The 22307-nt window shown below is 66.4% G+C and carries 19 protein-coding genes and 1 tRNA gene; 13 read left to right on the top strand and 7 right to left on the bottom strand.

Annotated elements, in window-relative coordinates:
* Window positions 1-15 precede the first annotated feature (15 nt).
* Window positions 16-90 (top strand) — tRNA-Gly (locus AB4061_RS10585).
* Between the two features lie 75 nt (window positions 91-165).
* Window positions 166-933 (top strand): tRNA (guanosine(46)-N7)-methyltransferase TrmB, encoded by a 768-nt coding sequence (trmB, locus tag AB4061_RS10580; RefSeq protein ID WP_441633452.1) that lies wholly within the window; start codon window positions 166-168, stop codon window positions 931-933.
* Window positions 934-1049: 116 nt separating this feature from the next.
* Here trmB and AB4061_RS10575 read toward each other — a convergent pair whose 3' ends face one another.
* From AB4061_RS10575 to AB4061_RS10565, 3 genes are all read right to left on the bottom strand, one after another.
* A complete protein-coding gene (locus AB4061_RS10575) occupies window positions 1050-1931 on the bottom strand; it encodes an undecaprenyl-diphosphate phosphatase (protein ID WP_441633450.1) in 882 nt (293 codons plus the stop codon).
* A 191-nt stretch (window positions 1932-2122) separates the two neighbouring features.
* Window positions 2123-2683: a DUF1439 domain-containing protein gene (locus AB4061_RS10570; RefSeq protein ID WP_441633448.1), complete on the bottom strand. Its 561-nt coding sequence runs from the start codon at window positions 2681-2683 to the stop codon at window positions 2123-2125.
* Window positions 2684-2702: 19 nt separating this feature from the next.
* Window positions 2703-2987, bottom strand: a complete 285-nt coding sequence (locus tag AB4061_RS10565; RefSeq protein ID WP_441633446.1) for a YkgJ family cysteine cluster protein — start codon at window positions 2985-2987, stop codon at window positions 2703-2705.
* A gap of 152 nt (window positions 2988-3139) precedes the next feature.
* On the opposite strand from AB4061_RS10565, the gene AB4061_RS10560 reads away from it, so the two are divergent.
* The 6 genes from AB4061_RS10560 (at window position 3140) to AB4061_RS10535 (ending at window position 11064) form a co-directional block, all read left to right on the top strand.
* Window positions 3140-3946 carry a TetR/AcrR family transcriptional regulator gene (locus tag AB4061_RS10560; RefSeq protein ID WP_441633444.1) on the top strand — a complete coding sequence of 269 codons (807 nt, stop codon included), beginning with the start codon at window positions 3140-3142 and terminating at the stop codon, window positions 3944-3946.
* Window positions 3943-5067, top strand: coding sequence for an efflux RND transporter periplasmic adaptor subunit (locus tag AB4061_RS10555; RefSeq protein WP_441633442.1), 1125 nt, complete (start codon window positions 3943-3945; stop codon window positions 5065-5067). Before AB4061_RS10560 ends, AB4061_RS10555 begins: the two co-directional genes overlap by 4 nt.
* 9 nt (window positions 5068-5076) lie before the next feature.
* The gene (locus AB4061_RS10550) at window positions 5077-8283 is read left to right on the top strand and encodes an efflux RND transporter permease subunit (protein WP_441633440.1); all 3207 of its coding nucleotides are present in this window, start codon (window positions 5077-5079) and stop codon (window positions 8281-8283) included.
* 189 nt (window positions 8284-8472) lie between these two features.
* Window positions 8473-9126, top strand: a complete 654-nt coding sequence (locus AB4061_RS10545) for a protein-L-isoaspartate O-methyltransferase family protein (protein ID WP_441633438.1) — start codon at window positions 8473-8475, stop codon at window positions 9124-9126.
* Between the two features lie 14 nt (window positions 9127-9140).
* The gene (locus AB4061_RS10540; RefSeq protein WP_043348625.1) at window positions 9141-9464 is read left to right on the top strand and encodes a rhodanese-like domain-containing protein; all 324 of its coding nucleotides are present in this window, start codon (window positions 9141-9143) and stop codon (window positions 9462-9464) included.
* 112 nt (window positions 9465-9576) lie between these two features.
* Window positions 9577-11064: a TolC family outer membrane protein gene (locus tag AB4061_RS10535; RefSeq protein WP_441633436.1), complete on the top strand. Its 1488-nt coding sequence runs from the start codon at window positions 9577-9579 to the stop codon at window positions 11062-11064.
* Between the two features lie 97 nt (window positions 11065-11161).
* Here the strand turns inward: AB4061_RS10535 and AB4061_RS10530 are convergent, their stop codons facing one another.
* From AB4061_RS10530 to AB4061_RS10515, 4 genes are all read right to left on the bottom strand, one after another.
* Complete coding sequence (locus AB4061_RS10530; protein WP_441633434.1) at window positions 11162-11998, bottom strand: DUF4377 domain-containing protein; 837 nt, start codon at window positions 11996-11998, stop codon at window positions 11162-11164.
* A gap of 196 nt (window positions 11999-12194) precedes the next feature.
* On the bottom strand, window positions 12195-13508 hold the full coding sequence (waaA, locus tag AB4061_RS10525) for a lipid IV(A) 3-deoxy-D-manno-octulosonic acid transferase (protein ID WP_441633432.1): 1314 nt from the start codon (window positions 13506-13508) through the stop codon (window positions 12195-12197).
* Window positions 13508-14569 carry a lipopolysaccharide heptosyltransferase I gene (gene waaC, locus AB4061_RS10520; protein ID WP_441633430.1) on the bottom strand — a complete coding sequence of 354 codons (1062 nt, stop codon included), beginning with the start codon at window positions 14567-14569 and terminating at the stop codon, window positions 13508-13510. The genes waaA and waaC overlap by 1 nt, the downstream gene beginning before the upstream one ends.
* A gap of 10 nt (window positions 14570-14579) precedes the next feature.
* The gene (locus tag AB4061_RS10515; RefSeq protein WP_441633428.1) at window positions 14580-15965 is read right to left on the bottom strand and encodes a phosphomannomutase/phosphoglucomutase; all 1386 of its coding nucleotides are present in this window, start codon (window positions 15963-15965) and stop codon (window positions 14580-14582) included.
* Between the two features lie 279 nt (window positions 15966-16244).
* Here AB4061_RS10515 and AB4061_RS10510 point away from each other — a divergent pair, with 279 nt between their 5' ends.
* From AB4061_RS10510 to AB4061_RS10490, 5 genes are read left to right on the top strand one after another with little or no spacing between them, the layout of a single operon-like run.
* On the top strand, window positions 16245-17459 hold the full coding sequence (locus AB4061_RS10510; RefSeq protein WP_441633426.1) for a glycosyltransferase family 4 protein: 1215 nt from the start codon (window positions 16245-16247) through the stop codon (window positions 17457-17459).
* Window positions 17456-18772: a sugar transferase gene (locus AB4061_RS10505; RefSeq protein ID WP_441633424.1), complete on the top strand. Its 1317-nt coding sequence runs from the start codon at window positions 17456-17458 to the stop codon at window positions 18770-18772. The genes AB4061_RS10510 and AB4061_RS10505 overlap by 4 nt, the downstream gene beginning before the upstream one ends.
* Complete coding sequence (locus AB4061_RS10500) at window positions 18772-19932, top strand: glycosyltransferase (RefSeq protein WP_441633422.1); 1161 nt, start codon at window positions 18772-18774, stop codon at window positions 19930-19932. The genes AB4061_RS10505 and AB4061_RS10500 overlap by 1 nt, the downstream gene beginning before the upstream one ends.
* Window positions 19932-21182 carry a lipopolysaccharide biosynthesis protein gene (locus AB4061_RS10495; RefSeq protein WP_441633420.1) on the top strand — a complete coding sequence of 417 codons (1251 nt, stop codon included), beginning with the start codon at window positions 19932-19934 and terminating at the stop codon, window positions 21180-21182. The genes AB4061_RS10500 and AB4061_RS10495 overlap by 1 nt, the downstream gene beginning before the upstream one ends.
* Window positions 21179-22255 (top strand): glycosyltransferase family 4 protein, encoded by a 1077-nt coding sequence (locus AB4061_RS10490; protein WP_441633418.1) that lies wholly within the window; start codon window positions 21179-21181, stop codon window positions 22253-22255. Before AB4061_RS10495 ends, AB4061_RS10490 begins: the two co-directional genes overlap by 4 nt.
* Window positions 22256-22307 lie beyond the last annotated feature (52 nt).

Here is a 22307-nt window from a genome sequence, read left to right as displayed (position 1 = left end):
AAAATCGCGCTTCTTGCGGGCGTCGTATAATGGCCATTACCTTAGCTTCCCAAGCTAAAGACGTGGGTTCGATTCCCATCGCCCGCTCCACATCAGATTGAGACGAGCCGCCTTCGCCACTGGTCGCATGCCCGATCAGGATCGCCCGGCGGCTTTTTTGTTGCCATGCTCCCCCAAGACCCCAGTTCCGACCCGACGCCAGCCGACGACGCTGACAACGCGCCCGCCAAGGCTGCTGACGGCAGCGACGTGGCGCACCCGCGCCGCATCCGTTCCTTCGTGCGCCGCGCGGGGCGAACCTCCACCGGCCAGCAGCGTGCCATCGATGACCTGGGGCCGCGCTTCATCCTGCCCTACGCACCGCAGCCGCTCGACTGGGAGGCCACGTTCGGCCGCACCGCGCCAGCGATCCTCGAGATCGGGTTCGGCATGGGCGAGACCACCGCACATATCGCGCAACTACGCCCTCAGGACAATTTCCTGGGCTGTGAGGTGCATGAACCCGGCGTGGGCGCCCTGCTCAAGCTGCTGGGCGAGCGCGAGATCGGCAATGTGCGGATCATGCCGCATGACGCCGTGGAGGTCATTGCGCACATGCTGACGGAATCCTGCCTGGACGGCGTACATATCTTCTTCCCCGACCCGTGGCACAAGAAGCGCCACAACAAGCGGCGCCTGGTGCAGCCGCCGCTGGTCAAGCTGCTGGCCAACCGCCTCAAGCCGGGCGGCTACCTGCACTGCGCGACCGACTGGGAAGAGTATGCCCACCAGATGGTGGAAGTGCTGTCGGGCGAACCCACCCTGGCCAACACCTCGGACGCCGCCGGCGGCTTTGCGCCGCGGCCGGACTACCGCCCGGTGACCAAGTTCGAGCGCCGCGGCGTGCGGCTGGGCCATGGCGTGTGGGACGTGGTGTTCCGCAAGCGGGCCTGAAAGCGAAGGCCGCGCCGCACGCCGCACGTCGTCGGCACCATGAAAAAAGCGTGGCTTGGAGCCACGCTTTTTTTTCGTGCGACAGTTGCCGCCGGTGTTATCTATCGCGACCGCCTTCAGGCATGCCAGGCAATCAGCCCCGAGTACGCGGTCGCCAGCACAACGATGCCGAAGATGATCCGGTACCAGGCAAACGGCTTGAAGTCATGGGTGGCGACAAAGCGCAACAGCCAGCGCACGCACAAGAAGGCGGACAGGAAGGCGAAGACGAAGCCGATGGCGAAGATGCCCAGGTCGTCGGCGGACAGCAGCGCGCGCGACTTGTACAGTTCGTAGACGGTGGCGCCGAAGATCACCGGGATCGCCAGGAAGAAGGAGAACTCGGTGGCTACCTGGCGTGACAGCCCGAACAGCATGCCGCCGATGATGGTGGCGCCGGAGCGCGAGGTGCCCGGGATCAGCGCGAAACACTGCGCCAGCCCGACCTTGATCGCATCGCGCCAGTTCAGGTCGTCTACCGACTCGATCCGCGGCGCGCCAGCCTTGGCGGCCTCCAGCAACGCGTTGCCCTGCGGGTGCGATACCTGGCCGCGATGGCTTTCCCGCCATTCGGCCCACAGGATCACCACACCACCGACGATGAATGCGGTGGCCACGGTGACCGGGTTAAACAGGTGAGCCTTGATCCACTTGCCGAATACCAGCGCCAGCACGATCGCCGGCACGGTGGCCACGATCACGTTGATGGCAAAACGCCGGGCCTTTTCATCGCTGGCCAGTCCGCCCACCACGGTGGCGATGCGGTGGCGGAACTCCCAGCAAACCGCCAGGATGGCACCGAACTGGATCACGATCTCGAAGATCTTGCCCTTTTCATCATTGAAGTCGAGCAACTGGCCGGCGAGGATCAGGTGGCCTGTGCTGGAGATGGGCAGAAATTCGGTCAGTCCTTCGACGATGCCGAGGATCACGGCTTTCAGGGCGAGGGCAATATCCATGCTGATTGGAATGTGTGGAATGCTGAATGGAAGAGCGAAGGAAAAGCCAAGGACAGGCGAGCAAGACGGAAACGGGCAACCGTCAGCCCTATGCCATCAGCCACGCACCAGGCGCCAGGAATCACAACTATCCGCCACGACCATGACACCGCAGTGGCTGGGCAAGGCGCTTGCCTGGGCGCGGCGCGTCATCAAGGCCGATTGATCTTGACGTTGATCCCGTTGGGCAAAACGGTGATTGTACCGGGTTCGACACTGGCGCCGGCGAGGCGCAGCTCGTCTGGGCGGAAGGTATAGAGCGGATAGCCCTGCAGCAACTGCTCCGCAAGGATGCCGCCGAGCGCATTGAGCTGACGTGAGAATTGCGGTGGCAAGCCTTTGACGTCGAACTGCTGGACCTGCGGATCCTGCAGCACCACCGCACGGCTGGCCGGATCGTAGCGCAGCCCGCTGTCCAGCGCGAAGCGGCCAGTCATCGGCTCGCCGGAGAACAGGCGGTTGTTCACCGTCGCGTCGAACTGCACGTTCACCCGGTTGCGGCTGGGATCGAGCGTGAGCTGCGGGTTGGCGAGCTGGATGTCGAACAGCTCCATATAGCGCTTGTTGAACGGGAACTTGCGCTCCAGGGCCGATTGCAGCTGGCTCTGCGAGAAAGTGTAGTCGTTGCCCATCATGCCGCAGCCGACGAGTGCCGCGGCCAGCGCGGCGCTGGCGCTTGCTGCCAGCCAGCGCCGGCGATTGATCATGACCATCTGTTTGTTCCTTGCGGGTTCAGGCGGCGCGGCCAGGCGCGGTGGCAACCTCGAGCTGCGTCAGCCAGGCCAGTGCATGCCGCCGGGTTTCGCCGCACATGTCGGCAGAGGGCTTGAGCCCGGCGCAAAATGCCGGCCGCGTGGGCTCGCCAAAAATTGCGCAGCGCCGGTCGGGCAGCAACTGCACGCAGGGTACGCCGGCCGGCTTGCCGCCGGGCATGCCGGGAATCGGCGAGGTGATGGAGGGCGCGGTGCAACAAGCGCCACAATCGGGCCGGCAAGAGAGTTCAGACTGTGGGGACATGGCAATGATTCAGGCGCGGACGACGCCCGGCAGACCATATTGTGCCCCAAGCCGTACGGCCCTCCCCGCGCTTGACCGGCGGATTCCCCTCCACTACATTACTGACCCAAGAGTTATTTATTTGCACCTCTCGCGGAGTGCTCCCCGCAGAGATGCACAGCGCCCCAGTGAAAAACCCGCCAGACCAGAGCCAGAATCAGGAATCCGCCAACACCAAACGCTGGGCTCGCCGCAAGGCAGCACGCCCGCAGGAACTGGTGGCCGCCGCGCTCGATCTCTTCGTCGAACGCGGCTATGCGGCCACCCGGCTGGAAGATGTTGCCGCCGCGGCGGGCGTGTCCAAGGGCACCGTCTATCTGTACTTCGCTAATAAGGAAGAGCTGTTCAAGACGGTGGTGCGCGAAAACCTGGTGCCGACGCTGGCCAGGGGCGTCGACCTGGTGGAGAACTACCAGGGCTCGACGCCGGAGCTGCTCAGGGAATTGCTGCGCGGCTGGTGGGGCCTGGTCGGGGCGACGCCGGTGGCCGGCCTGACCAAGCTGATCATGGCCGAATCCAGCCATTTTCCGGACATTGCCCAGTTCTACCACGAGGAAGTGGTGCTGCCGGGCGATGAGTTGTTCGCGCGCGTGCTCAAGCGCGGCGTGGCGCGTGGCGAGTTGCGCGACATGCCGGCCAACCCGACCACAACGCTGATCTGCGCGCCGCTGATGTTCCTGATGCTGTGGCAGCGTGCGTTCAGTGCGTCGTCGCGCATCGAGATCGACCCCGAGGCGTTCCTCGACAACCTGCTCCAGATGTTGCTGTTCGGCCTGACCACCGGCGCGGCGCGCGATACGCCGCTGCCGCCCAAGGTCGGCCCCTACGTCTGGGAACAGATACAACAAGAAGCCCTGGCACAAGCGCAGGGGCAGCAGGCCGCGCGAGAGACCCCAGCGCCGCCGCCGGAGACCGCATGACCCGACGTAAGAAAATCCTGATCGCCGCGATCGCCACCATCGCGGTGGTTGCCGTGCTCAGCGCCGCTGCCGCCGTGCGCAAGGCAAGCAATGGCAAGCCCGGCGCAGCCCCGGCTGCCGCGGTGCAAGACCTGGTGGAGTTCCTGCCATCCGACCTGGTCGAGGCCACCACGCAAGACTTGCGCGTGTCGCTGCCGCTGTCGGGCGGGCTGCGGGCGCTGAACCAGGCCTCGGTCAAGGCCAAGGTCGCGGGCGAGGTACAGCAAGTGCTGGTGCGCGAGGGCGAAGCCGTGCGCGCCGGCCAGGTCATCGTGCGCATCGATGCGACCGAGTACCAGGCCAAGGTGGCGCAAGCGCGCGGGCAGATGCTGGCGGCGCGCGGCCAGTATGAGAATTCGAAACAGACCTTCGAGCGCAACCGCGAGCTGGTGGCCAAGGGCTTCATCTCAAAGACCGCCTTCGACAACTTCCAGAGCAACCTGGACGTGGCGCACGCCAATCTCGATGCCGCCCAGGGCGGCCTTGAAGTCGCGCAGAAAGCGCTCGCCGACACCATCGTCAAATCGCCGCTGGATGGCCTGGTGGCCGCGCGCGCGGTGCAGCCGGGCGAGAAGGTCTCGCCCGACACACGCCTGATCGACGTGGTCGACCTGCGCGCGCTGGAACTCGAGGCGCCGATCCCCATGGCGGATGTAGCTCGCGTTGCCATCGGCCAGGCCGTGCAGCTCGACGTGGAAGGCAGTGGCCGCTTCGAGGGCAAGCTGGTGCGCATCAACCCGGCGGTAAGCCAGGGCACGCGCAGCATCATGGTCTATGTGCGGGTGGACAACCCCGAGGCGCGCCTGCGCGCGGGCATGTTCGCCCAGGGCTCGCTGGTGCTCGGCCACCACGCAGGCGTGGTGGCGGTGCCAGCCACGGCGGTGCGCAACGATGGCGAGCGCGCGTTCGTCTACAGCGTGGAGAATGACGTGCTGGCGGAACGCCAGGTCAAGCTTGGCATCCGCGACGATGCGAGCGGGCTGGTGGAAATCACCAGCGGCCTGGCCACCGGTGCCAAGGTGGTGCGCAACAACCTCGGCACCCTGCGCGCGGGCAGCCGCGTCAAGCAGGTCAAGGCGTAGGAGCCCCCCATGTGGTTCACCCGCCTGTCCATCCACAACCCGGTGCTGGCCACCATGATGATGATGGCTTTCATCGTGATCGGCCTGTTCTCTTACCAGCGCCTGCCGGTTGACCAGTTCCCGGACATCACCTTCCCCGTCGTCGTGGTGCAGACCGAGTACCCCGGCGCCGCGCCGGAATCGGTGGAGTCCGACGTCACCCGCAAGATCGAAGAAATCGTCAACACCATCTCGGGCATCGACGAGATCTTCTCGCACTCCTACCAAGGCACCTCGGTGGTGGTGATCAAGTTCGACCTGTCCGTCGATGTCGGCCAGGCAGCGCAGGACGTGCGCGACAAGATCGCGCTGATTCGCCCGCAGTTCCGCGACGAGGTGAAAGACCCGCGCGTGCTGCGCTACGACCCGTCGGACGCGCCGGTGTTCTACCTGTCCGTGTCGAACGCGCCGGGGGCCGAGCGCACGCAGCGCGAGCTGACCACCATCGCCGACCAGATCGTGCGCAAGCGGCTGGAGACCGTGCGCGGCGTGGGCGCCATCAGCCTCGTTGGCGGCACCAAGCGCGAGGTGGAGATCCGCATCCGCCCCGCCCAGCTGGAGGCGCTCGGCATCGGCGTGAACCAGGTGATGGACGCTATCCGCAACGAGAACCAGGAACTACCCGCGGGCGAGCTGCGCTCCACCTCCACCGAGACGGTGGTGCAAATCAAGGGCCGCGTCATCACGCCGGATGCCTTCCGCCACATCATCGTGGCGCGCCGGGCCGGACAGCCGGTCACGCTGGAGCAGGTCGCCGACGTGCGCGACGGCGAGGAGGAGCAAGAGAGCCTGGCCATGCTGGACGGCAAGCGCGCGCTGTTCCTCGCGGTGGTGAAGGCACAGGGCCAGAACACGGTCGACACCGTCGACGGCCTGATCAAGATGACCGATGAAGTGCGCAAGCTGGTGCCCGCGGGCGTGCAGCTCACCGTGGTTAACGACGCCGCGCGCGGCATCCGCAGCAGCGTCAAGGAAGTCCGCTCCACGCTGCTTGAAGGCGCCTTCCTGACGGTGGCCATCGTCTTCCTGTTCCTCGGCTCGTGGCGCAGCACGGTCATCACCGGGCTGACCCTGCCGATCGCGCTGATCGGCACGTTCGGCGTGATGTACATGTTTGGCTTCACGCTCAACGTGATCACGCTGATGGCGCTGTCGCTGTGCGTGGGCCTGTTGATCGACGATGCCATCGTGGTGCGCGAGAACATCGTGCGGCACAACCTGATGGGCAAGAACCATCGCACGGCAGCGCTCGACGGCACCAACGAGATCGGGCTGGCGGTGCTGGCCACCACGTTCTCCATCGTGGCGGTGTTCCTGCCGGTGGGCTTCATGGGCGGCATCATCGGCCGCTTCTTCCACCAGTTCGGCGTGACCGTGGTGGCGGCGGTGCTGATCTCCATGTTCGTCTCGTTCACGCTGGACCCGATGCTGTCCTCGGTCTGGCACGACCCCGACCTGCACGGCACCGGCAACAAGAAGAGCCTGTACGGCCGCACCGTGGGCCGCATGCTGGACTGGTTCTCCGCGCGCATGGATGCGCTCGGCCACGGCTATGGCTCGATGCTGGGCTGGGCGCTCAAGCACCGGATGGCCACCGCCATCATCGCGGCGGTAACGTTCTTGGGCAGCTTTGCGCTGGTGCCGCTGATCGGCACGGAATTCGTACCGGCCGCCGACCTGGGCGAAACCCAGGTGGGCTTCACCACGCCGGTGGGCACCTCGCTGGCCGTCACCGAAGCCAAGGTCAGGCAGGTGGAAACCGCGCTCAAGGCCTTCCCCGAGGTGGCCTACACCTACGCCACCATCAACTCGGGTAATACCTCCGGGCGCAACAACGCGCTGGTGTCGGTGCGCCTGACCGAGCGCCGCGCGCGCAAACTCACCACCAAGCAGCTTAACCCGATGATCCGCGAGCGCATGGCCAGCATCGCCGGCATCACGCTGACCATGGTCGGCATGCCGGACGGCGCCGGCGGTCAGAAAGCACTGCAGGTGTCGATCCAGGGCGACGACCTGGAAACGCTGCGACGCCTGTCGCTGGAAGCCAGCCGGCGCATGGCCGCGGTGCGCGGCCTGGCCGACCTCGACTCCAGCATGAAGGACGACCGCCCCACCGTCGAAGTGCGCATCCGCCGCGAGCTTGCATCCGACCTGGGCGTGGGCATCGTGCAGATCGGCAACGCGCTGCGCCCGCTGCTGGCCGGCGATGCCATCAGCTCGTGGCGCGCCCCCGACGACCAGAACTACGATGTGCGCGTGCGCCTGCCCAAGGACGCCCGCACCGGCATGGCGGATCTCAGCGCGCTGATGATCGCCAGCAACCAGAACAATGCCGACGGCTCGCCGCGCATGGTGCCCCTGCGCCAGATCGCCGAACTGGTGCCAACCACCGGCGCCAACCAGATCAGCCGGCGCGACCTCTCCCGCGAAGTGGAGCTGACCGCGAATACCGCCGGGCGCTCGCAAGGCGAGGTGGCACGCGAGATCAAGGCCGCGCTGGATGGCATGAACTGGCCAGCGGGCTACAAGTACCGCTTCGGCGGCTCCACCAAGTCGATGAATGAGTCGTTCGGCTTCGCGGTGTCGGCGCTCGCGCTGGCGGTGATCTTCATCTACATGATCCTGGCCTCGCAGTTCGCCAGCTTCTTCCAGCCGATCGCCATCATGACCTCGCTGCCGCTCACGCTGGTGGGCGTGTTCGCGGCGCTGCTGCTGTTCCGCTCCACGCTGAACATGTTCTCCATCATCGGCTTCATCATGCTGATGGGGCTGGTGACCAAGAACGCCATCCTGCTGGTGGATTTTGCCAACCAGGCCCGGCGCGGCGCCGACGGCCAGCCGCCGATGTCGCGCGAGGCCGCGCTGGTTGCCGCTGCCCGGGTGCGGCTACGGCCGATCCTGATGACCACGCTGGCCATGATCTTCGGCATGGTGCCGCTCGCCTTCAGCCTGGGCGAAGGCGCCGAGCAACGCGCACCGATGGGCCAGACGGTGATCGGCGGCATCATCACCTCGTCGATCCTGACCCTGGTGGTGGTCCCGGTGATCTATACGTATCTCGACGACTTCAGCGCGTGGCTCGGCCGCAAGTGGCGGGGCAAGCAAGCCCAGGCCGCTCCCGCCACCGCGCCGGCGGCCAACGACACGGCGGCGCACAAGCCAGCAAGCGCGGAATGAGGCAAGCCACCCCGGAATGCCTCAGCCAAGGCCGGACTGCGGCATGGAGGCCACAACTTCGGCGACACGCTTGGGCAAGTGTCTTGGCGCGGGGTTAAAATATCAGGTTTGACGGATTTCCCCGGCCCCTCGCACCGCGCGGCCGGAGCTCTGAACTGATTAGCGGTTGGCATTGGAAGGAATGGCAAGATGGACCTCGAGAAAGCCCGATTCAATATGATCGAACAGCAAATCCGCCCCTGGGATGTGCTGGATCAGGAAATCCTGGACCTGCTGGCGGTGGTCAAGCGGGAACAGTTCGTGCCGCAGGCCTACGCCGCGCTGGCCTTCGTCGACATGGAAATCCCGCTGCCGGGTGGCCAGAACATGCTGGCCCCGCGCGTGGAAGCCCGCATCCTGCAGGACCTGGCCGTGCGCAAGCATGAACAAGTGCTGGAAATCGGCGCCGGCTCTGGCTACATGGCTGCCCTGCTCGCCCACCGCGCGCGTCACGTGCTGAGCGTGGACATCTTGCCGGAACTGGCCGAGCTGGCCCGCAAGAACCTGGCCGACGCCGGCGTGACCAATGTCGACGTGGCCCAAGGCAATGCCGCCACCGGCTGGGCCGCGAGCGCCCCCTACGACGTGATCTGCATTTCCGGCGCGTTGCCCTCGGTGCCCGCGTCCATCCTGTCGCAAGTCAAGGTCGGCGGGCGCATCGCCGCCTTCGTCGGCGCGCTGCCAGCCATGGAAGCGCAGATCATCACGCGCGTCAGCGAGAACGAGTACAAGACTATCAACCTGTTCGAGACCGCCATCACGCCGCTGATGGGCGCCGAGCAGCCGTCGCGCTTCCATTTCTGAGCGGGAAACAAGACATGCAGGTAATCAACGCACCCGAACTGGTGCAATGGCTGGCGGATGCCAGCCGGCCGCAGCCGGTGCTGCTCGACGTACGCGAAGGCTGGGAGGTGCAGACCTGCGCCATGCCCGGCATCACGCATATCCCGATGGGCCAGATCCCGGCACGAGCCGGCGAGCTTGACGAAGACGCGGACATCGTCTGCATCTGCCATCACGGTGCGCGCAGCATGCAGGTGGCAAGCTTCCTCGAGCGGCAAGGCTTTGCCAAGGTCTACAACCTGACCGGCGGCGTCCACGCCTGGGCCGAGCAGGTCGACCCGGCCATGCCGAAGTACTGAGCACAGCAAGCATCAACCCCAGGGCGCCGGCCTCCCGCGGCGCCAATTCCCCTGAACGCTGATCGTTAGAAACGTTAGCCGCGCGCCCGCTGCCCGGCAGACTGGAGATGTCATGAGGTTTGCGCTTTTCCCTGCGCGGGGCGTGCCCAAGACGCGCCTGGCACTGACGGGTTCCCTGCTTGCGCTGCTGCATCTGCCGGCCTCGCATGGCGCCGACCTGCTCCAGGTCTACCGCGATGCACAGGCCAACGACGCGCAGTTCGCCAGCGCGCGCGCGCAGCTGGTGGCCAGCCAGGAAAAGCTGCCCCAGGGACGTTCGGGCTTGCTGCCGCAAATCAATGGCACGGTCGGCGCCACGCGGACCAAGATCGAGCAATCGGCACCCATCTCCGGCGACCGTTTTATCAACGGCAATAACTGGGCACTGCAACTCACCCAACCGCTGTTCCGCTGGGACCGCTGGGAAACCTACAAGCAAGGCGAGCTGGCGGCGCTGGCCGGCGAGGTAACCTTCAGCCAGGCGCAGCTCGACCTGATCACCCGCACCTCCCAGGCCTACTTCGACGTGCTGGCCGCGCAGGACAACCTCTACCTCGCCGGCGCGCAGAAAAAGGCCATCGGCGAGCAACTCGCACAGGCCAAGCGCAACTTTGAAGTGGGCACGGCGACCATCACCGACGCCAACGATGCGCAGGCCCGCTACGACCTCGCCACCTCGACCGAGATCGCAGCGCAGAGCGACCTGGAAATCCGGCGCGCCAACCTGCAGCAGATCACCAGCAAGCCGGTTGACGAACTACTGGGATTGCGCACCGCCGCCACGCTTCCCGGTCCGCAGCCGGCCGATGTGAACACCTGGGCCAGCCAGGCGGAGAACACCAATCCGCAAGTCGGCCTGGCCCGCTACAACCTCGACACCGCGCAACGCGAGTACAACAAGGCGCGGGCCGGCCACCTGCCCTCCGTCGACCTGGTGGCCTCGTACGGTTTCAACAACTCCACCGGTAGTGCGGTCCAGACCGTCAACATCAGCAACCGCTACAACAGCGCCCAGATCGGCGTACAACTCAACGTGCCGATATACAGCGGCGGCCAGATCCAGTCGCGCGTGCGTGAAACCGCGGCGCTGGCCGACAAGGCCGCCAGCGACCTCGAGTTCGCACGCCGCACCGCCGCCCAGAACGCGCGGCAAACCTACTCCGGCGTGTCCAACGGCCTCGCCCAGGTCAAGGCCCTGGAAGCCGCCGAGCACTCCGCCCAGAGCGCGGTGGAATCCAACCAGCTCGGCTACGAGGTCGGCGTGCGCATCAACATTGACGTGCTGAACGCCGAAGCGCAGTTGTTCTCCACTCGCCGCGACCTGGCCAAGGCGCGCTACGACACCATCATGAACGGGCTGCGCCTGAAGGCCGCCACCGGAGCGCTGACCGAGGACGATGTGGTACAGATCAACACCCTGCTGACCTCAAGCCCGGGCTCGATGTACAAGCTGCCGGAGAAGGTCAAGCTTGGCACGGCATCGCCGGCAGGCACGCCACCGGCAAAGCGCCCTGCCACGCGCAAGGAAGCCATAGCCGGAGCGCCCGCGCCGCGCAGCTGAACGCGGAACACCAAGCACCGATCGGCGATCGGTATCGGCTGAAAACCAAAATGCCGCGGCTTCGAGCGCGGCGTTTTGCTTGCTGGCTTAGCCTGGCTCAGTTGGCCCTTGTACGCGACTCCACGTTGAGCAACTGCCAGCGAATAGCCGAAGCGTCCGCCGGCGGGTTCTCCACCCGCGTCTCGCGCACCCGCAGGGTGTATGCCACGCCCGGCTCGAAATCCAGCCCCTCGATCGGCCCATACCAGAGCGTCCACGGCGAGCCCGGGTTCTCGCGCACGCGGTAGCAGGTCTGCCGGCCCATGCCCGAGCACTCCACCCGCTGCGAATCCACGTACACCGTCTTCTCCACGCCGCCGGCGGCCGCCTGCGCATCCATCTTCGCGCCGCGCCGGCCCACACCCTCTCGCTCGACGAACTGCAGCAGATCCCCGTCAACGGTCTTCCAGATGATCTGGCGGCCGGTTGACCCGGCCGACGGCTGCGTGCCCACGGTGGTGAACGGCGACTGCATTGCCTTGAGTAGCGCCCCCTCCAGCTCGCCGCGCGGCGGCACGCAAGCCATGCGGGTTCCCGCCAGCCGATCGAAGCGCATGCCCGTTGCCGTCTTGCCATAGCCCCCGGTGAAGCGATTGCAGCCGCTGTATCCGCTCACCGTGCCCTGCGCGGAATCGATCCCGCCATTGAACTCAAAGATGATCGGCTCGCCGTTGTCGCCATGTGGAATGGACTTCAGCGTGCCATCGGCCAGCTGCCAGCGCACCAGCTCCCAGCGGCTAGGACCGCCAGTCTGCGCCTGGTTCAGGCTGGTGCCGGCACCTGGCGAATCCGGCGCGGGTGACGTGGCGCAGGCACCCAGGGCGGCGGCGAGCAGCACGACAGCGGCGGCACGCGCGGTGAACGCGACGGATGAAAGACGAATCATTTTCTGCATCTGGCAGCTCCTGGTTGGGGGTGCGCGGCTTGATCGGCCCGCACCGCTCGGCGGCAGCTCGCTGGCCCGGGTGGGGCCGCGAGTCTGGCCCTCACGCGGATAGTTTAACAACCGTCTGGAGACGAGGAGCATCGGGCGGCGGCCTACAAGTTCCGCATGCGGCACCGGAAAGCAGCGTCCCCGCCATACAGACCACCTAGTTCGCGTGGCCGAGCACCTGCCCCAGCGCAGCCATCGTGCGCGCCGTGGCACCCCGGTGAAGCACCGCGAACTTGCGCGCATTGCCGCGCATGGCTTCGAGCCCCGGCGCATCGCCCAATATCGTGGCCGCCGCGCGCATCAGCGCATCGGCATCCGCCACGCGCTGGCAGGCGCCGGCGGCGATGGCATCTTCAGTGGCCTGCGCAAAGTTGAAGGTATGCGGCCCGATCAGGACGGGCGTGCCAGCGGCGCAGGATTCGATCAGGTTCTGCCCGCCCAGCGGCAGCAGGCTGCCGCCGATAAAGGCGATATCCGAGGCGGCGAAGTACATCGCCATCTCGCCCATGGAGTCCCCCAGCAGCACATCCGCCGTGACCGGCTCAGGCAGCCCCGCTTGCTCCCACGCAGCGGAATCGCCAAGCGTGCCGCGGCGCTGCAGCGTGAAGCCGGAACGCGTGACCAGCGCCGCCACTTCATCGAAGCGCTGCGGATGGCGTGGCACCAGCAGCAAAGCCGGGCGCGGCACATCGGCGCCGAGCGCCTGCCAACGCGCGAACGCTTCCAGCAGCAACGCTTCCTCGCCGTCACGCGTGCTGGTGGCGGCGAACACGGCGCGCGAGCCAAACCCCTGGCGCAGCACGCGGCCGCGCCGCAGGCCTGCCTCGGGCAGTTGCATATCGAATTTGAGGTTGCCGGTCACCTGCACCGACGGCAGCCCGAGCGCGCGGAAGCGTTCAGCGTCGCCCTGGGTCTGCGCCAGCACCGCGGTAAAGTCGCGATACATCGCGGTGGCAGCGCCGCCAAAGCGCGCGGTGCGGCGGAAGCTGCGCGGTGACAGCCGGGCATTGACCAGCAGCAACGGCACGCCGGCCACGCGGGCACCGCGCACAAGGTTGGGCCATACCTCGGTTTCCATCAGCATGCCGGCATCCGGACGGAAGTAGCGCAGGAAGCGTCGCACCAGCCACGACAGGTCATACGGCAGGTAGCACTGCAGCACGCGCGGTTCGGCGCCGTACAACTGGGCGCCGGTTTGCCGCCCGGTGGGCGTCATGTGCGTGAGCAAGAGCCGATGGGTCGGATATTGCGCCAGCAGCGCGTCAATCAGCGGCTGCGCGGCGCGGGTCTCGCCCACCGATACGGCGTGGACCCACAGCCACGGCCCCGCCGACGGCAGGCCGCCGTAGGCGCCAAGGCGCTCACCCACGTGCCGCACGTAGCCGGGCTCCTTACGAGCACGCCACACCAGGCGCAGCAGCGCGACCGGCAGCGCCAGCAGCCATAGCAGGTTATACAAAACGCGCAGCATCAGTTCCCCTGCCCGCGCACGCGCCGGGCGGCTGCGTAGACTTCATCGACGGACGGCACGATGCCATCGTCGCCCACATTGGCGATACGGTCCGACCAGTAGCCTTCCGTCTTCCAGCGCCACGTCGCCGTATAGATCTCGACCGTGGGCCGGCACAGCGCCGCGGCGATATGGACCAAACCCGTATCGACGCCGATCACCACCTCGGCGCGATTGATCAGGCCAAACCCCTGCATGACCGTGAAGCGCGGCAGCACCTGCGCCTGCGGCACCCCGGCAGCGATTTCTTGCGCCGCGCGCCGTTCCGCGTCGTTGCCCCAGGGCAGCAACATGCTCAGGCCATCGTCCACCAGCCGGCGGCCGAGGTCGTGCCAACTGGCCAGCGGCCATTTCTTCTTCGCGCCCGCGGTAGCGTGAAAGCACACTGCGTAGCGCGTTGGCAGCCCGGCCCATAGCGCATCGTCGACATGCAGCGTGCGCGCGCCGGGGCCGAAGAATTGGGGCGGTTCCGGCGGCGTGCCACCCGTCAGCGCCGCGCCCAGCAGGCGCGAACGCCGCACTGAATGCGTCTGGCGGGGTACGGTCACGGGCTCGGTATAGAACAGCCGCGCGGCCGGCTCATAGCCAGAGCCTTGCGTGGCATTGGCCAGCCCGATCACGGGCGCGCCCTCGCGGCGGTTAGCCACGCGTGCCACCACGGCAGTCTTGAGCAGGCCCTGCGTCTCGATCACGGCGTCGTAAGCGTCCTCTCGCAAGGCGCGCTTGAACGCACCGATCTCCCGCCAGGTCGCGGCCTGGTAGAAGCGCTTGCGCCAGCGCCGCAGCGCGAACGGAATCACCCGCCGCACTTCGGGCAGCAAGCGCACGAGATCGGCATAGCCCTCCTCGACCACCCAGTCGATCTCGCAATCCGGCCAGCGCGCGCGCAGGTCGTGCACCAGCGGCATGTTATGCACCACGTCGCCTAGCGACGAGACCTTGACCACCAGGATGCGCGGCCGCGCGGGCAGCGCATGCGGGGTCAAGGATTTGCCCGTTGTTCCCGTCAGGGGCTCAGTCAACGGCATCCGCTCAGAAGGGGAGTTGCGCGTCCGGCCTTTCCGCCAGGATCACGCGTTTGAATTCAGCCTGGATACGCGCCAGCGCGGCGTCGTTGTCGGCCTCGAAACGCATCACCACCACCGGTGTGGTGTTGGACGGACGCGCCAGGCCAAAGCCGTCGGGGTACTCCACGCGCACGCCGTCGATGGTGATGACCTCACGCGCGCCGTCGAACTTTGCATTGGCGCGGATCTTGTCGAGCAGCGTGAAGGCTTCGCCTTCCGCGCATTTGAGCTGCAGCTCTGGCGTGCAGTTGGAGTTAGGCAAGCCATTGAGCACCGCGCTCGGATCGGCCTGCTTGGACAGGATCTCCAGCAGGCGCGCGCCGGTGTACAAGCCGTCGTCGAAACCGTACCAGCGATCCTTGAAGAACACGTGGCCGCTCATCTCGCCGGCCAGCGGCGCGCCAGTCTCCTTGAGCTTGGCCTTGACCAGCGAATGGCCCGTTTTCCACATCAGCGGCTCGCCGCCATGCGCGCGGATCCAGGGGGCCAGCTTGCCGGTGCACTTCACGTCGTAGATGATCTGCTGGCCGGGATTGCGCGACAGGATCTCCTCGGCAAACAGCATCAGCTGGCGATCGGGGAAGATCACCTGGCCGTCCTTGGTCACCACGCCCAGGCGATCGCCGTCGCCGTCAAAGGCCAGGCCAAGTTCGCAATCCGTGTCGCGCAGGCACTGCATCAGGTCCTGCAGGTTTTCCACATGGGCCGGATCGGGATGGTGATTGGGGAAATTGCCATCCACCTCGCAGAACAGCTCCGTCACCTCGCATCCCAGCGCGCGGAACAGGTCGCCCACGAAGGCACCCGCCACGCCATTGCCGGCATCCAGCGCAATCTTCATCGGGCGCGCCAGCTTGACGTCGCCAACAATGCGGTCCAGGTACTGCTGGCGGATGTCGACCTGCTGATAGCCGCCTGCGCCGCTGGCGAACTTGCCGGCGTCGATGCGCTGGCGCAGCGACTGGATCTGCTCGCCGTAGATCGCCTTGCCGGCCAGCACCATCTTGAAGCCGTTGTAGTCAGGCGGATTGTGGCTGCCGGTCACCATGATGCCGGAAGTGGCACGGCGCCCCGCCAGCTCGACATTGGTGCCGAAGTACACCATGGGCGTGGCCACCATGCCGAGGTCGATCACGTCCATGCCCGCGGCGCGCAGGCCCTCGACCAGTCCGCCCAGCAGGTCCGGCCCCGACAGGCGCCCGTCGCGCCCGACCACCACGGCGCGCTCGCCTTGCTCCGCGGCGGCCGTGCCGAACGACAAGCCAATCGCACGCGCCACGTCACGCGTCAGGGTCTTGTCGACGATGCCACGGATATCGTAGGCCTTGAAAATGGAAGGATCTGCTTGCATGGGTCATCCTGTGTGTAGGCGGTAGAACCAGTCGACGTTGCCAGGCACGGATTCCGGCCAGGGCCTAGTCGGCGGGCAAATGCGTCAAAGACCGTATTTTGCCGGATTGCGAGTGGCGCGCCAGTTATAATCGAACGGCTTTGCTGGAAAATGGCGCGGCAAGCCAGCCTGAAAGTGGATCGATCCCCACCTGAGCGGGGTGCCCCAGGTGCCTGGCCAGTGTCTGGGGACAGGCCTGCCGGACAGCCTGCCGCCGGCCCTGCCCCAGGCTCGTCGGCCATGCTGAAATGCCCTGGTAGCCTGTTCCTGTTGCCCGCCCTCGCGCTTTTTTGCCCAGTGCCTTCGCCCCTGCCCCCCCATCGCCAGCGTATCGCCTTCCTGATCACGAACTCCGAGATCGGCGGGGCGCAGACGCACGTCGCCGATCTGCTGCACGCCCTGCGCGACCGGATCGAGCCCGTGCTGCTGGCCGGGGGCGACGGGCCCTTGCTGGACGCCGCCCGGGCCGCCGGCGCCCGCACCATACGCCTGGCCCTGCTCGACAACGCCCTCTCGCCGCTGCGCGCGCTGGCCGCGCTCAGGGAACTGCTCAAGGCCCTCCGGGAGACCGCGCCTGACCTGATCCATGCGCACAGCGCAAAGGCCGGCGCGCTAGGCCGGGTAGCCGGCTGGCTGCTCGGCATCCCTGTGGTCTATACGGTGCATGGCTTTGCCTTCAAGGCCGCCGCCCCGGCTCGCCAGCGCCTCATCTCTCGCTGCATGGAATGGCTGCTGGCGCCGCTGACCGCCCGCCTGATCTGCGTGGCGCAGGGCGAACGCGCGCTGGCCGCGTCGCTGCCGATCACCGCCGCGCGGGTCTGCGTGATCCGTAACGGCATCGCCGACAGCAGCGCGCGGGCCACACCCGGCGCGCCGCTGCGGCGCATTGTCATGGTGGCGCGCCTGGCCGCCCCGAAACGCGCCGATCTGCTGATCCGTGCCTTCGCCCGCGCCGCCCTGCCCGATTGCGAGCTGGTACTGGCTGGCGTTGGCCCCCAGATGGCCACCCTGCAGTCCTTGGCCGATACCGTGGCACCGGGCCGCGTAAGGTTTGCTGGCCCGGTCACCGACGTGCCATCCCTGCTGGCTTCGGCCCAGGCCTTCGCGCTGGCATCCGACCATGAAGGCTTCCCGCTTTCGGTACTGGAGGCCATGCGCGCCGGCCTGCCCGTCGTCGCCAGCGACCTCCCAGGCATCCGGGAGCAACTGGACAGCGGCGCCAGCGGCCTGCTGGTCGCCGGCGATGACGAACACGCCTGGGCGGCCGCGCTAGCGCGGCTGGCCGACAACCCCACACTGCGTGAGACACTGGGACGCAATGCCCGGACGCGCTGGGCAAGGGAATTTGGCCTGGCGCCAATGGCCGCCGCCACCTGGACGATCTACCAGCAAGCGCTGGCGGGCAAGCCAGGCGCCGCCCGCGCGGCGGCCAGCACTGGAGCAGGCGGACAATGAACAAGACACACAGCGTCGGCCGTCCCGCCCAGCTGACCCGCCCGCAGGGCTCGGAAACCGTCCGCCGCGCCAGCCGCATGCTGGCCTGGGCGCTGCTGGGCCTGCTGCTGTTCGGTCTCAATATCGCGCTCGCCGAGTTCGCCCATCACGCCGCCCTGGTCACTTACGTCTTCACCCGTACCCTGCTGTGGTCGGTGCTGCCCTATCTGTTCGCCTTCGTGCTGCTGCACCGCTCCCTGCACCTGCCCGCCATGGAAGGCAACAGCCTGGTCGGGTTGGCCACCACCCTGCCCTTTGCCGCGCTGCTCTTCGTCTTCGCCGCCTTCCATCTCGAGTATTCGCGCGGCGCGCTGCTGCTCAGCTATGTCACCACGCTAGGCTGGATCTGGTTCGGCTACCGGCGCTTCGTGCGCAACTACGTGCCCGTGTTCGGCTATACCGATGCCGCCACGCTGGCGCAACTGGAGCAGATCCTCGCCATGCCCGGCGCGGCACCGGCCAGCCCCACCCGCTTCCAGGCCATCACCTCGCTCGACGAAGCCGTGCATTGCGACGGCCTGATGCTGGACCGCAACGCCACCGCGGACCCCGAGCGCACCCGCGTGCTCGCCCAGTTCAAGCTCAGCCACGTACGCATGTATTCTGTCGAGCGGATCGGCGAAATGCTGACCGGCCGCGTGGGGCTCGCGCACATCGACGAGAACTTCCTCGATGACTACGCCGCGCACTACTTCTACAGTTTCGCCAAACGCCTGATAGACCTCGCCGCCGTACTCTGCATGACGCCGCTCGCGCTGCCGCTGGGCGTAGTTGTAGCAGTCGCAATCCGCCTCGAATCCGCCGGCCCCGCTCTGTTCCGCCAGGGGCGGGTGGGACTGTTCGGCAAGCCCTTCACCATGTTCAAGTTCCGCAGCATGGCGTTCGACGTCGGCGCGCCGGCGCAATTCGCCGCCCGCCGCGATCCGCGCGTCACCCGCGTGGGCCGCGTCATCCGCAAATACCGGCTTGATGAAATCCCCCAGTTGTGGAACGTGCTGGTAGGCGACATGAGCCTGATCGGCCCGCGTCCCGAGCAGGTGCCGATGGTCGACGAATTCGCCCATACGATTCCGTATTACCCGTACCGGCACCTGGTGCGGCCCGGCCTGTCCGGATGGGCCCAGGTCCAGCAGGGCTATGTGGGCACGCATGAAGAAACCGTGACCAAGCTCAGCTATGACCTGTACTACGTCAAGCATTGTTCGTTTGCGCTGGACCTGCTGATCGGGGTGAAGACGTTGCGGACGTTGTTGACGGGGTATGGGGCGCGGTGATGAGCCGAACGCCGGAGGAAATGCTGCCGCAGCCGATGCGGATCATGCTGCTCAGCACAGGCCTGCGCCTTGGCGGCGCCGAGCAACAGGTAGCCGCGCTGGCCCGGCATTTCATCGCGCTCGGGCATGCCGTGGCCGTCGTCAGCCTGACGCCGGATTGCGAAGTCGACCTGCCTGCCACGGCAACCGTGCTGCGCCTGGACATGCGCAAGACACCGTGGTCCATGGCGAGCACCCTATGGCAAGTGCGCGATTTCCTGCACGCCTGGCGGCCCGACGTCCTCCATGCGCACATGGTCCACGCCAATCTCTTCGCCCGCGCACTGACCCGGATAGCGCGCACGCCACCGGTGATTTGCACCGCCCACAGCTACCGGGAAGGTGGCAGGCTGCGCATGCTCGCGTACCGGCTGACCGACCGCTGGGCGAGTCTCACCACCCATGTCAGCGCGGACGGCCGCCAAGGCATGATCGATGCCGGTGCTGCGCCGCCTGATCGCATCGTCGTGGTGCCAAACGGCATCGAGATCGATCGCTTCCGCCCCTCGCCCGAGCTCCGGCTGGCTACCAGGCAAAGCCTCGGTGCCACCGAGGCATCGACCCTCATCCTTAATGTCGGCAGGCTTGTGCCCGAAAAGGCGCAGCATCTGCTGCTGGACGCATTCAGCCACCTGCAATCCGAAGAAGGACTCGAAGCCCGGTTACTGATTGCTGGAGAAGGCTCCGAGCGCGACGCGCTCGCCGCCACGATCGACCGGCTCGGGCTGGCCGGACGCGCCACGCTGCTGGGCATGCGGCGCGATGTTGCCGCCTTGCTCAATGCCGCCGATTTGTTTGTCCTCTCTTCAGACATTGAAGGGATGCCGCTGGTCATCGCCGAAGCCCTGGCTTGTGGATGCCCGGTCGTCTCCACCGATGCACCCGGCGTTGCCAGCTTGCTGGGCGATGCAGGACAGATCGTGCCAAGAAACAATGCAGCCGCGCTGGCCGCCGCGATGCGCGCGGCGCTGCGCGCCGGGCTTGGCTCCCCCTCGGAGCAGGCCGTGCGCCGGGATCGCATCGCCTCGCGATTCAGTATCGAGGCCGTGGCCGGGCAATGGCTGGCCTGCTATGCGCGGCTGGCCAGCCGAGCCAGCGCCGCGCGCGTGGAGCTCGCCTGATGCGGCGTCGAGTCGCCGGAAACCTCCTGTGGATGCTGGCCGAGCGCGGCATACAGGTAGCGGCTGGGATTGGCATCGTCGCCATGCTGGCGCGCGCTCTGGGGCCCGAAGGATTTGCCCACTTCCAGTACGCCCAGGCCGTGGTCCTGATTGCCGCGTCGGTAGCGTTGATCTGCGGTGGCGAGGTGGTTGTGCCGCGGCTGGTGGCGACGCAGTCGCCGCCTGAACAACACAGGCTGCTCGCGCATGTATTTTCGTTGCGTGTCGGCGGTGCCATCCTCGGCTATTTGCTGATGTGCGGCTTCCTGCTGCTGCGCCAGCCCGCGCCGGACACCTGGGCAGCAGCCTTGTTGCTTGGCATCGCGATCCTGCTCAGGGAGCCCTTCGGCGTAGTGGTTGCCTGGCTGCAGGCGCATACCAACAATCGCCCCAATACGCTCTTCAGCCTGATATCGCTCTGCGCCAAGGGCGGCCTGGTGGCCATCCTCTTTGCAGCAGGCGTACACAGTGTTCCATCCTTCGCCAGCGCATTTGCCATCGAGGCGATCATCCTTGCCGGCCTGCTGGCCGCTTACTACTTCGCCAGGGTAGAACGCTGCCACGTGCAATACGACATCCGGGTCACGCGTGAGCTGATGACGAACGGCGCGCTGTTCTGGGTGAGCTTCATGCTGATGATGGGCGCGCGCCGGATCGACCAGCTGGTGCTGCAGCCCTCGGTGCCGCTTGCCGAGTTCGGCGCTTATGCCGCGTGCATGCAGATACTCGACAATTACACGGTTGTGGCTACCATCCTGGCTGCGGGGGTTGCGCCTATCTATGTCTATGGCAAGCCCGTTTTTGCGACAGCGCACGCAAACATCGCACGCATTGCAATCGGCATGACCGCAATCGGACTATGCGGGGCCGCCTCGATCGCCGTTGGCGCGCCTTGGATCGTGCAGTTGCTGTATGGGCACGCCTTTGCATCGACCGCAGCCCTGCTGCAGACCGCGGCACTGTCTTCGACATTGATCTTTGCCGACGTCGGCCTGACCTTGCTTCCCGTCTACCTGCGCCGCCCCGACTGGATCGCCATCAAGTGGGGAGTGGTCCTGGCTGTCACGCTCGCGTTCGACCTGGCGGTGGTGCCCAAGTACGGCGCATGGGGGGCCGTCGGAGGCTATACATTGGGCAATGCCGTTGCCGTAGCGTTTGGCGTCTGCCTGTGGTGGCGCAACAAGACAGCACTCTCCCGGGCGACAGCATGAAGCCACTACCCACGATCTGCTTCCTGACCGGCACACTGAACGCCTTCGCTGGCGCCGAGCGGATGACGGCTGTCATCGCCAATGCACTCGCGGAGCGCGGCTATCCGGTGCTGATCCTGAGCCTGTGGGATGAGCGCAGTTGCTTTGCGCTCCATCCCGACGTCGTGCATGAGGCGTTGTTTGCGCAAAGGCCGTCGTTCAAGCGTGCCTATTTCTCCACGGTCGGTGGGATCAGGCGCTTCGTAAAGCAACGCCATGTCGATGTGCTGATTGAGGTCGACACCATGCTCACCCTGTTCACCCTGCCCGCCACCCTTGGCCTCAAGGTTCGGCGCATCGCGTGGGAGCATTGCCATTTCGACGAAGACCTGGGCAAGCCGGCACGACGCTTCGCCCGGCGGCTGGCGGCAAGATTCAATGAAGCCGTGGTGGTACTGACAGAGCGCGACCGGCAGCGATGGATGGAGGCGCTGGCGCCGCGGCAGCCCGTGATCATGATTCCCAACCCATTGCCCTTCGCATTCCCGCCGAAAGCATCCGAGAGGGCGAGCAAGACAGTTCTTGCCGTCGGCAGGCTCACCCATGCAAAGGGCTTTGACATACTGCTGCGCGCCTGGGAAAAGGTGACCGCATCCCAGCCGGACTGGCGCCTCGTCATCGTGGGAGAGGGGGAAGAGCGCAGTGCGCTTGAGGCGCTGATTCGCGATCTGGGCATCTCCAATTCAGTAGATATGCCGGGCTTGCGCCGGAACATAGAAGAAGAATACCGGCAAGCTGCGCTCTTTTGCCTAAGCTCGCGCTATGAAGGGTTCGCGCTTACGCTTATCGAGGCAATGGCTTTCGGCCTGCCGATCGTGTCCTCGGATTGCGAAACCGGTCCTCGAGAGCTCGTGCGAGACGGCAGTAACGGGTTGCTTGTACCCAACGAGGATCCGGCAGCCCTGGCCACTGGATTGCTCCGCCTAGTCACCGACCACCCCCTGTGTGCGGAACTAGCCAACGCAGCCAGAAACTCGGCCAGCGGCATGGCCATCGCACCAGTCACCGAGCGCTGGCAACGTCTGCTCCGATAGTCCAAAGCGGAATCTACCGACGAAAGGTCGGGTATTTCCCGGCGCGGCCGCG

The organism is Cupriavidus sp. YAF13, assembly GCF_052113425.1.
In the GTDB taxonomy this organism is placed as follows: Bacteria; Pseudomonadota; Gammaproteobacteria; order Burkholderiales; family Burkholderiaceae; genus Cupriavidus.
Note: the sequence above shows the minus strand (reverse complement) of the source record. Positions and strands in the feature narration are given on the sequence as shown.